The sequence below is a fragment of the Bathymodiolus japonicus methanotrophic gill symbiont genome (assembly GCF_019721995.1).
Classification (GTDB): domain Bacteria; phylum Pseudomonadota; class Gammaproteobacteria; order Methylococcales; family Methylomonadaceae; genus Methyloprofundus.
In genome coordinates, this window is record NZ_BLYC01000072.1 from 1 (window position 1) to 12,286 (window position 12,286).

Genomic DNA, 12,286 nt, shown 5'->3' on the forward strand with positions numbered 1-12,286 from the left:
ATGAAATATTATCAAGAATCACCTGCCCTAACTGTACTAATTCCAACCTGAGGAAATCAGGTATAGCGACCGTGCGTGTGCAGCGATATCGTTGCCAGACCACAGCTTGCTCAACAACACTTCATGTGGATATTGTGTATAAAGCATACGTGAACTTTGAGGAACCAAAGAACACGTTGTCGATGGCACTATCAAATAGTAGTGGAGCAGCGTCGAGTACACACGGCTAGAGGGTTCTTAAAATCAATACAAAAATACGGTGACTCGTCACACTACATTAAACAAACTAAAGAAAACAGTCTTGTTCAAGTGAACCTCCTTTTTCAGACACCTCTGATCAAGGAGAATCTCATTGGTAAGTGTCATGACACTAGTTAAACAGGTGCGCGTGAGCACTAGTGAGTCGTAAGCGAAATGGCGCCCCTCTTATATCATGAACTATGTGGTCTTGTTGTAATGGACAATAAATATGCACTCACACAGTCTGGCTATGCGACACATGGCTGTTGATCATAAAACCAACACACGGTACTCGCTTATGTTTTTTGTGGCAACGCGTACAGGAGCCACTTGTTTTCAATAGACTCAAAGCGTTACTATTTGCCTTTAAATATCAGTCGTTATTACACCGATGACTGAGCGCTTATGAAAGCACGTGTCATCTCGATGCGTGTAGAAACTGAAAATAGGTCAAGAAAACACCAAAAAAATTGCACGTGAAAATAAAACTCATGATATTTAGAGCATGGATAAACGATTAACTCGTCGAGCGTAATCTGCTTCTCTAGTTAGAGAAACATGCATGATAGTGTGATTAGGTGTTTAAATAACGTTTTTAAAAATTTTAACCCATTGGTTTAATTAGAGTTAAAATATTAAATTTCAGAAAAATAAGATCTAAAAACCTAATTGGCGAAGGTATTGAATCATAAAAAAGAATTTTTGGACCGGCTTCCTTTTGAACGCACTGACCCGTCAGCTCAAACTGTTCTTCAGTCAAAAAAACAACATAAGGTAAAATTATGGCAACTAGACCATATTTACCATTGCGCCATCATAGGCACATGCCTGACACTGGATGAAGTAAAAAAACTACTCAGACAACTGCATATTGGAACCAATGGATTTCTAGCGTACGAATTGCACACAACAATTGTGACGCTTATTTCAGAAAATAACCATCCGAGTAAAAAAGTGCAAAGCTACCTGGATAAAAAGTTCAAATCGGCTGTGCAAGAAACCAAAATTTTTCAACAGGATCAACTAAAGGGCTATTGGAAAGCAGCATTGTACTCTGGCGATATGATTGGCGCTTTTTGGGCTGTGCTATCGCACCCCGCGAGCAACAAAGAAATGAAAAGGGTTTTTTATGGTGATATTCATATGCTCTCACATTTGTCTGGCGCATCTAATCGAGCAGATATTCAACGCCTAAGTCTGCTAGAGCAGGAACGCACAAACCATAAAACCGAATTACATTCATGGAAAGTAAAACATAATAAATTGGCAACAAAAAATAGATGCTTAAGTAATACTATCAATACTCACATTGAACAGCAGTCTGATCTTGAGAACCAGGTGCACGCTCTCAGAAATAGCCTTGACCAGTTACAAATTTTACAAAATGTAAAAGAAAGGCAGGAACTTGATGCTTTAGTAGAAAAGCTAATGCACAAGAATAACTACCAGAAATCTGAAATTGTAAATTATCAAAACCAGGAGCAAAATTTATCTACAATAGTTGCTAACCAGAAACAGCAAATTCTTGACAAGAATGACCAGTTGCTCACCTATCAAAATGAGGTTGAATATTTACAGTCTACTTTAAGAGAAAAATCTCAACCACAATGCCCATTACAAAAACAAAATCTTTGCGGAAAGTGCATATTGTATGTTGGGGGAAAGACTAACTTGATCCCTCATTACCGGGAATTAGTCGAAGAAAGCTCTGGTAATTTTATACACCACGACGGTGGGCTGGAAAAAACAGCATTCGCTAAGCAAGGCAGATGTGGTTGTATTTCCGAGTAATTGTATCAGCCATGATGCGTACTGGAAAATAAAACGCACTTGCAACAAACAGAATAAGCCTTACCAGAGTATCTCAAAAGCTCGGGGCTTTACTCATTAGCAAGCGCACTTCATAACATAGAACCAACAAACGCGTAATCGAATCGCCTGCAACCCAGCTCTGACGCATGAAATAAAACCCGCATAAAAAGCCATTTTATATTTCAACTGAGTTTTCCCAATTATTGAGTAGCTGAAATACACAATGCTGGTGTATCGAGGTTTATTTTAGGTGGTTTTGCCATGTTTATAACAAACCCCTACTTAATTCCCCTTAGGCAATAGCATTTGAAAAGGATGAAAAGACTATAATTTATACCGAGCTGTTGATAGTCACGGGGATACGCTTGATTTCATGCTTTCTGAGCACCGTGATGAAGAGGCTGCAACCGCATTTTTCAAACAAACGATTAACAATAATGGCTTTCCTGATAAGGTCGTTATGGATAAAAGTGGCGCTAACTATGCACGATTAGCCAATATTAACCTCTTGTTAATCCTCGCTGGGGTTGCCACTATGATTGACATATTACAAGTTAAATATTTGAATAACATCATCGAACAGGATCATCGCTTTATCAAAAAAATAACAAAACCGATGATGGGTTTTAAAGCGTTTCACTCCGCCCAAGCAACAATTGATGGAATTGAAACGGCACATATCATCCGAAATGGGCAATTGTCTGAGGAAAATATTCCTGCTTATAAGCAGTTTATGGCTTTAGCAGGATAGTTATGCCTGAAGACCAGGAGGTCTGTGCTTTTGATAATTATTGCGACAGAACCGTTTTTAGGCACTTTCCCGAATGCATGATCAGCCCAAAAATCAATCATTACCCGCTGTAATGGCAGTGAGCAACACCGAGCGCTTTCTTTCTTGCTCTCATTTTTAGTTCCTCAGTTAAGTTAATTATCCTTAACTGAGTTGTACTAATCAATTAGACCACGTCAATCATGTTTTAATCATTATCTATTCACTCTCTAACAGAAGGGTGTGTGTACCAAAAGATTTCACTTTCAGATACCTTTTGCTGACTAATCCCTTGAACATTCCCTGGTGGTGTTTCTGTATGCCTAGAGTAAATAGTGACTCTATCTGTCTCATAAGCATCCGTACTTATAACCCAGCCTCTATAAATACATAGATTCTTATCATAAGTAACAGTACCACAACCCTCAGAATTATACTTTGAAGCTGCTATCCAAGTTGTTGTTACACCCCAGTTATACCTATAAAGATAAGACTCTCCAGGCTGAATTATTTCACTATGACAACCAAAACCTATGCCACCATAAATACCTGCACAGCCTGCACCTGACCAAACAGCGGTGATTTCTGAAAGACTCTTATTAACTATCCTAATCTGACCTCCGGCACCTGATCCAGCACAAGCTGAATTAGATACAGTGGACAAAATCAGTAAAAGAATTAGTACTTGTGAATTTGCTAGTCTCATAATCATTTTATTGAAGCCCTATTCAATGCTATATAGAAACGTCTATCTTTACCTATTATATTCATCTTTCTCCTTAGATTCAACTAACAAGTGCAATTCATTTGGTTCTGTCGCAATAATTATCAAAAGCGCAGAGCTCCTGGTCTTCAGGCATAACTATCCTGCTAAAGCCATAAACTGCTTATAACTCGATGTTCAAGTTTTTGATATTGAGAAGGTAAAATCAGGTATTCTGAGGTTGTTGTAATTTTATCGGTGTACGCCCATGTTAATGAATGCCCCGGCCACCTTTATCCAAAGCTATATTGACGATTTAAATGATGCGCTCAATCAGCTAAAACCCGGAGCGGCTTTGACACGTATTCAAGCCGCTTGGTTGGGCACTTGTTTAACGGGCATACTGCTAATGAACTCTGTTTGCTGGGCTAAGTTTGAGCGAGCAAGCCTTGGAGATTGCAAAGTAGCCGCATTATCCTGGGTGTTTCGTAAAGCAAGTATACCCTGGGACTGGTTGCTACGGGTGAGTGTGGTCTTAATTTTAAAACGTTATGGCATTACTGAAGGTGTGTTGGCCTTTGATGAATCAGACCGAGCACGATCTAAGTCTACAAAACGTATTTATAAGGTTTACAAGCAGAAACACAAAGGCTCCGGCGGGTATGTTAATGGACAAACGATAGTATTATTGCTGCTAGTTACCTCATCCATTACAGTGCCTGTCGGTTTTTTCTTTTATATGCCGGATCCAGCCTTAAAGCAGTGGGATAAAGAAGATAAAGGGTTGAAAAAGAGCGGTATAGCAAAAAAAGATCGGCCTATTAAGCCTGAACGTGACAGTGCCTACCCGACCAAAACAGAGATTGCATTAGGCTTATTAAAAGAGTTTAAAGTTGCGCATAGCCTGATTAAAATTAAAGGCGTACTGGCTGATGCGCTTTATGGACGAAGCCGCTAAAGAATCTGGAGGCTCGCAGGTGATTAGCCAATTACGTAAAAACCAAAATATTGAATATAGAGGTAGAATAAGGTCAGTCGAGAGCTGCTTTAATTCGATTAACAAAGGCATTGATCAGATAATACGTGTACGTGGCGGCAAAGAGATTAAAGTGACTGTCAGCAGTGCACGATTAAAGGTGAGTTCTCACAGTAAAAAGCGCTTTGTCATTGCCTTAAAATATGACGGTGAAAACGACTATCGCTATTTAGTGGCGACAGACCTGACGGTTCTGTCGCAATAATTATCAAAAGCGCAGAGCTCCTGGTCTTCAGGCATAACTATCCTGCTAAAGCCATAAACTGCTTATAAGCAGGAATATTTTCCTCAGACAATTGTCCCTTCCGGATCATATGTGCTGTTTCAATTCCATCCGCTGAAAATCAGGGAACCGTAGCCTAAGCGAAGTGATGATTTTTAGTCCGCGATAGCCGTAGGGCCGTTGTTTTGTCGGAGTCTGAGCGTTAGCGAAGGTGGAGACAAAATAAAAGGCCATCCGACACGGCGTCAAGTCATTTGGAGCCTATGTTCCGACCCCTTGTTGGGTCGGGACGAGGTGACGAGGACGAATCGGGGCCGCCGGAGGCATAAGTGGTCGCGTTAAGTTTTTGCTGCTTGCTTGGGCTGGGATGCCCAAAACAAGCTTTCGCAAAAATAGCGACTCCCCGAGTTTGTTTCCTTATCTTTTGAACTTTCGGCGGTTCACAAATAGGGAGACTCACGATGATTCCCGTAATTGTCAAACTTTATGAGTCCCCCAGCAGAGCTGGGGGGGGTACTTATTAGAAATTAAATCTTATGATCGGCTCATCAGTGTTCCCATTGAAAGAAGAAGTACCTAAACAAAGCAGCCTATAACCTACCTGAAGGTAGCACCACTCGAATATTTCCATCTTTTTGATTTTAATCACTTATAACAGAAAATAGACACTCTGTAGGCACCGTAAAAAAACAACAAATAATTTCAAATAAAGCTTGCAATTGCCGAAAAAATTTTTCTAAAAATTTCCGTTTTAATCACCTCATAAACGGATATCACCCATGCTTAAAGACCTACCACTCTCTGAACATATTCACCAACACTGCAATGAAAGTATGGAACGTGCCCTGTTAGCAGAGCGTCATCCTTTGTGGGCTCGTTCATGCCCAGAGTTGAAGGATATCGACTTTATTCGCCTTGGGTTATTACGCTGTATCAGTGTAGTCGATAGTGGTCGCCATTTCCTCCAAACCAATGAACAGATTTATGGCCAGCTGCTTCCCCACTCAACGTATTTTAAATCACTGAAGTCGCATAGACGAACAAGTATGCTTGAGGCATTTGAACAGCAGAGCTATCATCTTCACGCTGAAACACTGCTGTCGCAAGGCATTGATTATCTTAAAGCATTCCCGGAACTTGACGAATACACCATAGAAGCAGCGGATGGACATTTTATTGATCATGCCTGCCATACTGAAAAAAACAGCAAGGGGAAAGTTTATGCGGCTGGGGGGATTTACGCGTTGAATCTCAGAAGTGGGTTGCTCAGATTTCTTTGTCTGGTGACAAACGGAACTCAGAGGCATCAAGAAATACCTGTGTTACGAGATCATATTGAAAAGCAAAACAAGGGAAATAACAGCTCTCAGAAACATCTCTATGTCTACGATAAAGCCGTCACCGACTTTGTCTGGTGGGATCGGCAGAAACGACATGCTAATTACATGATTTCAATGCTAAAAGAAAATTCAATTGCGACTCTGGTTGAGTCTATCCCTTTTGACTCCCGCCATGAGATCAATACAGGGGTTGAAGCATACAGTGTGTACGAAAACAAGGGCATCAAATTTAACGTGGTGGATTACCGTGATCCAGAAACCGGAAAACTTCACCGGTTTGTGACAACCTTGCCAATGACTATTAACCCTGGAACCATTGCCATGCTGTATTTCAAGCGATGGACGATTGAAAAGACATTCAATAACACTAAAAGTAATTTCAAGGAAACTAAAGCTTGGTCTTCCAATACCCGCTCACTTGAAAATCAAATGCGCCTGACTGCAATGAGCTATAATTTAATGCGCGTGTTTGAAGAGATTTCAAAAACACAACAGCCAGAATTGATTCATCCATCGGATAAAAAATATAGCGAGGCTCTGGAGATTAGGCAGCAACAGGCCCAAAAACGAGATCGTTTTGTGAATCCATCGCTGTCAGCCCCGGACGGGCTGATAGTCTCCAGAAGGCGCAGGGAAATTTGCCAATCCGAAGTGCGCGATAGCGCGCGAGGGAGGCTAAAATTTTATCCCGAATAGCCGTAGAGCCATTTGTGGTAGCCATGACTGAGCTGCTTTGTGCTCAGTCTGTGGCGGACGCAGGGCGGCTGGAGCATCTCCTATTCGCTGCGTAGGTGAACGAATTACGGCGACAGGAGTCCCGGAATTTCGTGAGGTAGCATGGCGCGCCTGTATTTTTCCAGGCAAGAATATCTCGTATCAGCTCGTATACCATTCGGGCAGTTCAAAACGCAATAATAACAGGAATGTCTTTACAGTGCTTTATGAGCTCTCTTGTGGCGAGGTTAGTTTCACGGCCTCAATTATAGGGGAACACGGATGTGGCTTATAACTCGATGTTCAAGTTTTTGTATTTGAAAGGTAAAAATCATGTATTCTGAAGTTGTTGTAATTTTATCGGTGTAAGCCCCATGTTATGAGCCCAGCCACCAGCATAAAGATGACATATTTTGGAAAGTGAGTACCTTTGAAGCTGAGCATGGGATCCACCTTTTATTGAAATTGAGAATTATGATAGCAGGTAACGTCGGGAAGGGGGATTTATGCGACAGAACCCCTAAATGTCAGATTCGTTTTATAGCAGCCTTGTAAGCTTTATTTTTCTCTCGCTTGCCAACCGCCACTACGGATACTATTAATTGCTCATCAATAACCTGATAAACAAGTCGATAACCAACGCTACGCAATTTAATTTTGTAGCAATCTGTCATTCCATTTAATCGCGAACTTTCAACTCTTGGTTGTTCAAGTCGTTCGTTTAGCTTCTTTTTGAACTGCTTTTGGATTTGTTGATCAAGTGCGTCCCATTCTTTTTTAGCTGATTGATGAAACCCTAATTTATAAGTCATCAATCGAAACTTCTATTATTGGTTCATTAGCGCGTTGCTTTACAATCTCGGCAAACTCAATATCTTCTAATTTATCCATTAAAACCTCATACGCTTCTGCTGGAACAGCATAAAAAACAGGTTCATTACGATTCAGAATAGCTACAGGAAAGCCATCTCCTTGCTTAACAACAGCCATTGGGTTTTTCTTTAACTCGGATATTCCTGCGCTAACGTCTACAAGGATTTGATGTGTGCTCATGATTAATACCTTTAAGATTAGGTTTAAGTTATTCTAGCAGACTTAAAGACCTTTTAATAGGCCTTTAAAGGGTCGCGCATAACTTATCTGGGTAGTGGGTTAAATCTGTTATTTCACTTAAATAATTAGGAGAAGTAAAAGGTTTACATCATAATTCCTCGAATGAAATGTTATCAAGAAGTAAGTTGCCCAAATTGGGTTCTGTCGCATAAATCCCCCTTCCCGACGTTATCTGCTATCATAATTCTCAATTTCAATAAAAGGTGGATCACATGCTCAGCTTCAAAGGCACTCACTTTCCAAAAGATGTCATTCTTTATGCGGTTTTCTTTTATGTCAGGTATGGCGTTTCGTATTGCGACCTTGAAGAAATTATGGAAGAAAGAGGTGTTGAAGATGAAGAGGCTGCAACAGCCTTTTTCAAACAAACGATTAACAATAATGGATTTCCTGATAAGGTCGTTATGGATAAAAGTGGCGCTAACTATGCAGGATTAGCCAATATTAACCTCTTGTTAATCCTTGCTGGGTTTGCCACTATGATCGACATATTACAGGTTAAATATTTGAATAACATCATCGAACAGGATCATCGATTTATCAAAAAAATAACAAAACCAATGATGGGCTTTAAAGCGTTTCACTCCGCTCAAGCAACCATTGATGGAATTGAAACAGCACATATGATCCGAAAGGGACAATTGTCTGAGGAGAATATTCCTGCTTATAAGCAGTTTATGGCTTTAGCAGGATAGTTATGCCTGAAGACTAGGCTTCCTGCATTTCCAACAATACTTGCGACAGAACCACTTTTATCCATAACGACCTTATCAGGAAATCCATTATTGTTAATCGTTTGTTTGAAAAAGGCTGTTGCAGCCTCTTCATCACGGCGTTCAGAAAGCATGAAATCAAGCGTATCCCCGTGACTATCAACAGCTCGGTATAAATAGGTCCACTGCCCCTTCACTTTGATATACGTTTCATCCATGCGCCACGACTTATTGGTTTCTCGTTTCTGAGATTTAGCTTTTACAGCAATGGCAGGAGAATAACGGATAACCCAACGATTGAGCGTAGCATGATCCACTTCAACACCTCCGCTGTCAGCCCCGGACGGGATGATAGTCTCCAGAAGGCGCAGGGAAATTTGCCAATCCGAAGTGCGCGATAGCGCGCGAGGGAGGCTAAAATTTTATCCCGAATAGCCGTAGAGCCATTTGTGGTAGCCATGACTGAGCTGCTTTGTGCTCAGTCTGTGGCGGACGCAGGGCGGCTGGAGCATCTCCTATTCGCTGCGTAGGTGAACGAATTACGGCGACAGGAGTCCCGGAATTTCGTGAGGTAGCATGGCGCGCCTGTAGATTCTCTTCAGAAAAACAATCAGTAAGTTCCACAATCGCCTTATATTTTTCTTGCATCGACTTTGGAACATTTTCGGATTTCTTTACTTGACCCATTTCCATTTCCAGAAATATTAAAACGATGATTTTAACGCAAGTAGGGGGGTCTGTCGCAATAATTTATTATGAAGGTTGAGGTAATGAAAATGATCAAAAAAGGACAAATGTGAGTTAATTTAGAGAGGTCTTGTATCTTAATTCCAGTGTTAATTTAGTTGAATAAATGGCACTATCCAATGACGGTTGGATGAGGGGTAGAGACGTTCTTTGCCAATATCGGCAATAGTGTTATAGCCTGCTTAATCCCTAGAAATTCCTAAATGGTACTGTCTTAACTTGACGTCCCTTTACTGAATGATATAAGTAGGAGGGTCTAAAGAAATGTACTACATAAGCGTTTATTCCATAGTCATTCCAGTAAGGATCATCATGTTGTGAAGAAGACCAGTAGAAAGATAAATCGCCTTCAAACTTAGGTACTTCAATAGACTTTATAAAAAGAGACATTTCATCAATTGATCCAATAAACCAATCTGTATAGCCATTGTAATTGATCTTGTCTAGCTGCTTTACCATAGGGCTACACCCCGCTTTTCTCAAATACTGAGTATTCTGCCAGCCAAATCCAATCCCTTTTTCCTCCGTACCTTGAATCTTCCTACCCTCACACCCCCAAGCTGCTTTTTCCAACTCAAAAGGAGCGTACTCCATTCCATGACGACCCTCATCAGTAACATAGAATACTGTACCTCCTCCAAAACCAGTGTCACCTAACTTAAACGTATAGGCACAATCTGTCTCTTGGAAATAAAATAAGAAGGTGGCGTATTCCTCATCCGACATTGAGGGATCTCGTAATCTTTGCTCATCACAGGACTCCTCGTAAACAGGGTAATCCGGATCAGGTAGCTCGTCCCCAGAGCCTATGAGAATAGCATCACTATCCTCATAGGCTAAAGAGGGGGCTGTCCAAAGGGTTAAAATAATACTTAATAATAATGAATTATTCATGATATTCCTCTGGTAATATTTAAAAATATGATACTTACTTATCTAAAAGCTTCTAATGGGTAATAGGCTTAGTCTTTGTGACTTATGCGCGTATGCTTCTCTACCTGAGGTCATGTGGTAAGCCTGGGCATAGCATCTGTAAAACCATTTACATTCAACTCCTCCACTATCCTAAAGCCAGTGACTCCAGCGTGCATAGGACTACAGTTATTTCTTAGTACAGAGTCTGTGTTCTTTCTTCCGGATCCGATTTCCTCTCCATCTGCTCCACGAATAAAAATTTCAAAACAGCCATACTCTACACGTCTAATAATATCTGGTGCTGTCTCTAGCCCATGTAACCCATCTTCTGATACATGGTACACTACACCTCCAGCAAGCCCAATATCACCTACAGAGAATGCTTTCGCACACCTGCCATACTGAGCCTCAGTTAAATGAGCAGCGTACTCTTCAGCTGCCAGCCATGGAGAGCGACCACTAAAGATGCTTGAGAAAGCTCTAATTTTTTACGAATTATTTGGGCCGGTGAAGGGTTAGCTAACGTTGTGGATTTTAACTGAACATCGCCACTTTTATGTCTTTTTATTTCTTTTATCCTTTCTAGGATTTCCATACCTATATCACGATCAGTCATTTTTTGTGTATCTCTTCAAATAATATGCACCGGAAACGCTGGTTTTGGGTATACGTTTTTTTACATGGGTAAGTAATACCTTTTTTTACCCATGTTTTAACAGTCATGGGTAAATCTTCACTTCGCCTTCCTACGCCGATCGGCCTTGATGTAGGCTTGTTTAGTGCTATGTCTTATTGAAGGGTTTCTACTTTCAATAAGACTTTCGTCAGAACCTATAAACAGGAGTGGAATTTAAACCACCCACCCCCTTTATACAGAACCCTATTGCCCCTAAAAGGAATGAATAGGTCTAACTTTTAGATTATAATTTCTATTCATTAAGTCATGATAACTCGTTTTCATTATCTTAATATAGCTACTTTTAAAGTTAGTAACATTTGGTATGTTAGCGTAATCTTCATTAGTTGTGGATGACCAATACAGAGAGTCCCAAATATAGCCCGTACGGGTCAGACCTATAACCTCTCTGTTGTGCCATAGGGTATCCATTGCACTATGAGAAGGAATCCACCAATCTTTATACCCATTTACGTCTAAACTATTTACTAGACTCGCGATACCCCCGCAACCATTATTGATCATATCTAGAGTATTCTGCTTACCAGCCCCTAAAGCTCTTCCATAAGCTTTACCCTGCATACTTACGCCATAACAGCCCCAAACACCGGTGTAATCTCCGGCAGTTACTTCATATCCATGGCGTCCATTATCATAAGAAGCAACAACCCAACCTGAAGCGGGACCCGATTGACCCACTTCGTACTTAATAAAACACCTGGAATTCTGTAACACCTCTCTTTCATCAATTGTTAAGGATTGCGCATATTTCTTTTTTTCTTCATTAGTCATGGGATCCATAACGCCACAAACACCTTTTACTTTCCAGTCCGTAAAAGATCTGACAGGCCTAATCCCGTAAAGGGCTTCATCCGGCTTAGCTACTTTTACTAGCCTGTTGATAAGAGAGTCGTTACCACCCCCTCGTCTTTTAAAAGAATGAACAAGATAATCCGGGGACCCAAAATGGTTTTGCTTAATATCAGAAGTACTACTCCAATACCAATCATTAGACATTGGTACAAGATTGCGCATAGAGTGAACTTGCTTAAGCTCTGTAATAGTAGGGATTCTCCAGTCCATCTGTCCCCCCAAACCCCAATTTTTTAACCCTTCAACAGCCTCAGTTAAAGTTAGCTTAGAAACTTCCCCTGATCTTCCTAGTTTTACTAGATCCTCTGGCGCTATTTCTACCCCTTGATTTTTGTACACGGATATTACCACACCCCCGCTCGGGCCAACATCCCCTACTTGATAAGGCAACCCCTCTGCGCCCACACTCTCA

General features: G+C 40.9%; 16 protein-coding genes and 3 pseudogenes. 9 read left to right on the forward strand and 10 right to left on the reverse strand.

All coding sequences use genetic code 11. The features are described from left to right. Positions 1 to 921: 921 nt before the first annotated feature. The 3 genes and pseudogenes from K6984_RS28485 to K6984_RS28495 all read left to right on the forward strand — a co-directional run. Complete coding sequence (locus K6984_RS28485; protein ID WP_221898398.1) at positions 922 to 2,031, forward strand: hypothetical protein; 1,110 nt, start codon at positions 922 to 924, stop codon at positions 2,029 to 2,031. Beyond that, positions 2,012 to 2,131, forward strand: coding sequence for a DUF2325 domain-containing protein (locus K6984_RS36810; protein WP_221898399.1), 120 nt, complete (start codon positions 2,012 to 2,014; stop codon positions 2,129 to 2,131). Before K6984_RS28485 ends, K6984_RS36810 begins: the two co-directional genes overlap by 20 nt. A gap of 252 nt (positions 2,132 to 2,383) precedes the next feature. Beyond that, positions 2,384 to 2,803: pseudogene (locus K6984_RS28495) on the forward strand (IS6 family transposase); the annotation flags it as partial. 241 nt (positions 2,804 to 3,044) lie between these two features. Here the strand turns inward: K6984_RS28495 and K6984_RS28500 are convergent. After that, entirely contained in the window at positions 3,045 to 3,533 is a 489-nt protein-coding gene (locus K6984_RS28500; protein ID WP_221898400.1) for a hypothetical protein, read from the reverse strand. A gap of 259 nt (positions 3,534 to 3,792) precedes the next feature. On the opposite strand from K6984_RS28500, the gene K6984_RS28505 reads away from it, so the two are divergent. Together K6984_RS28505 and K6984_RS28510 are read left to right on the forward strand one after the other, a co-directional pair. Beyond that, entirely contained in the window at positions 3,793 to 4,482 is a 690-nt protein-coding gene (locus tag K6984_RS28505; RefSeq protein ID WP_221898401.1) for a transposase, read from the forward strand. Beyond that, a complete protein-coding gene (locus K6984_RS28510) occupies positions 4,457 to 4,765 on the forward strand; it encodes a hypothetical protein (RefSeq protein WP_221898402.1) in 309 nt (102 codons plus the stop codon). Before K6984_RS28505 ends, K6984_RS28510 begins: the two co-directional genes overlap by 26 nt. Positions 4,766 to 4,802: 37 nt before the next feature. On the opposite strand, the pseudogene K6984_RS36815 reads toward K6984_RS28510, so the two are convergent. The 3 genes and pseudogenes from K6984_RS36815 to K6984_RS35375 form a co-directional block, all read right to left on the reverse strand. Next, positions 4,803 to 4,892, reverse strand: a pseudogene (locus K6984_RS36815) (IS6 family transposase); the annotation flags it as partial. Then, a complete protein-coding gene (locus K6984_RS28515; protein WP_221898403.1) occupies positions 4,871 to 5,017 on the reverse strand; it encodes a hypothetical protein in 147 nt (48 codons plus the stop codon). The gene K6984_RS28515 and the pseudogene K6984_RS36815, both read right to left, overlap by 22 nt. Before the next feature lie 27 nt (positions 5,018 to 5,044). Further along, positions 5,045 to 5,173, reverse strand: a complete 129-nt coding sequence (locus K6984_RS35375) for a hypothetical protein (protein ID WP_263458596.1) — start codon at positions 5,171 to 5,173, stop codon at positions 5,045 to 5,047. 389 nt (positions 5,174 to 5,562) lie between these two features. On the opposite strand from K6984_RS35375, the gene K6984_RS28520 reads away from it, so the two are divergent. Further along, a complete protein-coding gene (locus K6984_RS28520) occupies positions 5,563 to 6,819 on the forward strand; it encodes a transposase (protein WP_221898404.1) in 1,257 nt (418 codons plus the stop codon). 37 nt (positions 6,820 to 6,856) lie between these two features. Beyond that, positions 6,857 to 7,132 carry a hypothetical protein gene (locus tag K6984_RS28525; protein WP_221898405.1) on the forward strand — a complete coding sequence of 92 codons (276 nt, stop codon included), beginning with the start codon at positions 6,857 to 6,859 and terminating at the stop codon, positions 7,130 to 7,132. Between the two features lie 232 nt (positions 7,133 to 7,364). Here the strand turns inward: K6984_RS28525 and K6984_RS28530 are convergent, their stop codons facing one another. Both K6984_RS28530 and K6984_RS28535 read right to left on the reverse strand, forming a co-directional pair. Further along, the gene (locus K6984_RS28530) at positions 7,365 to 7,649 is read right to left on the reverse strand and encodes a type II toxin-antitoxin system RelE family toxin (RefSeq protein ID WP_221898413.1); all 285 of its coding nucleotides are present in this window, start codon (positions 7,647 to 7,649) and stop codon (positions 7,365 to 7,367) included. Then, positions 7,639 to 7,890 carry a type II toxin-antitoxin system Phd/YefM family antitoxin gene (locus K6984_RS28535; RefSeq protein WP_221898406.1) on the reverse strand — a complete coding sequence of 84 codons (252 nt, stop codon included), beginning with the start codon at positions 7,888 to 7,890 and terminating at the stop codon, positions 7,639 to 7,641. Before K6984_RS28535 ends, K6984_RS28530 begins: the two co-directional genes overlap by 11 nt. A gap of 272 nt (positions 7,891 to 8,162) precedes the next feature. Between K6984_RS28535 and K6984_RS28540 the strand changes: the two genes are divergently transcribed. Then, a complete protein-coding gene (locus tag K6984_RS28540; protein ID WP_221898407.1) occupies positions 8,163 to 8,645 on the forward strand; it encodes a DDE-type integrase/transposase/recombinase in 483 nt (160 codons plus the stop codon). 11 nt (positions 8,646 to 8,656) lie between these two features. On the opposite strand, the pseudogene K6984_RS28545 reads toward K6984_RS28540, so the two are convergent. Continuing rightward, a pseudogene (locus K6984_RS28545) lies at positions 8,657 to 9,046 on the reverse strand (IS6 family transposase); the annotation flags it as partial. 89 nt (positions 9,047 to 9,135) lie between these two features. Between K6984_RS28545 and K6984_RS28555 the strand changes: the two are divergent. Beyond that, positions 9,136 to 9,345, forward strand: a complete 210-nt coding sequence (locus K6984_RS28555; protein ID WP_221898409.1) for a hypothetical protein — start codon at positions 9,136 to 9,138, stop codon at positions 9,343 to 9,345. Between the two features lie 254 nt (positions 9,346 to 9,599). Here K6984_RS28555 and K6984_RS28560 read toward each other — a convergent pair whose 3' ends face one another. From K6984_RS28560 to K6984_RS28570, 3 genes are all read right to left on the reverse strand, one after another. Then, positions 9,600 to 10,304 carry an Lcl C-terminal domain-containing protein gene (locus K6984_RS28560; protein ID WP_221898410.1) on the reverse strand — a complete coding sequence of 235 codons (705 nt, stop codon included), beginning with the start codon at positions 10,302 to 10,304 and terminating at the stop codon, positions 9,600 to 9,602. A gap of 433 nt (positions 10,305 to 10,737) precedes the next feature. Continuing rightward, the gene (locus tag K6984_RS28565) at positions 10,738 to 10,941 is read right to left on the reverse strand and encodes a hypothetical protein (protein ID WP_221898411.1); all 204 of its coding nucleotides are present in this window, start codon (positions 10,939 to 10,941) and stop codon (positions 10,738 to 10,740) included. Positions 10,942 to 11,214: 273 nt separating this feature from the next. Next, positions 11,215 to 12,286 (reverse strand): DUF1566 domain-containing protein (locus K6984_RS28570; protein WP_221898412.1); only part of this gene is annotated, 1,072 nt, incomplete at its 5' end.

Coding starts and splice junctions, on each gene's coding strand:
- K6984_RS28565 (WP_221898411.1), bottom strand. CDS start 10,941: ATGACTGATCGTGATATAGGTATGGAAATCCTAGAAAGGATAAAAGAA.
- K6984_RS28520 (WP_221898404.1), top strand. CDS start 5,563: ATGCTTAAAGACCTACCACTCTCTGAACATATTCACCAACACTGCAAT.
- K6984_RS28530 (WP_221898413.1), bottom strand. CDS start 7,649: ATGACTTATAAATTAGGGTTTCATCAATCAGCTAAAAAAGAATGGGAC.
- K6984_RS28560 (WP_221898410.1), bottom strand. CDS start 10,304: ATGAATAATTCATTATTATTAAGTATTATTTTAACCCTTTGGACAGCC.
- K6984_RS28505 (WP_221898401.1), top strand. CDS start 3,793: ATGTTAATGAATGCCCCGGCCACCTTTATCCAAAGCTATATTGACGAT.
- K6984_RS28500 (WP_221898400.1), bottom strand. CDS start 3,533: ATGATTATGAGACTAGCAAATTCACAAGTACTAATTCTTTTACTGATT.
- K6984_RS28510 (WP_221898402.1), top strand. CDS start 4,457: ATGCGCTTTATGGACGAAGCCGCTAAAGAATCTGGAGGCTCGCAGGTG.
- K6984_RS28535 (WP_221898406.1), bottom strand. CDS start 7,890: ATGAGCACACATCAAATCCTTGTAGACGTTAGCGCAGGAATATCCGAG.
- K6984_RS28515 (WP_221898403.1), bottom strand. CDS start 5,017: ATGGCCTTTTATTTTGTCTCCACCTTCGCTAACGCTCAGACTCCGACA.
- K6984_RS28540 (WP_221898407.1), top strand. CDS start 8,163: ATGCTCAGCTTCAAAGGCACTCACTTTCCAAAAGATGTCATTCTTTAT.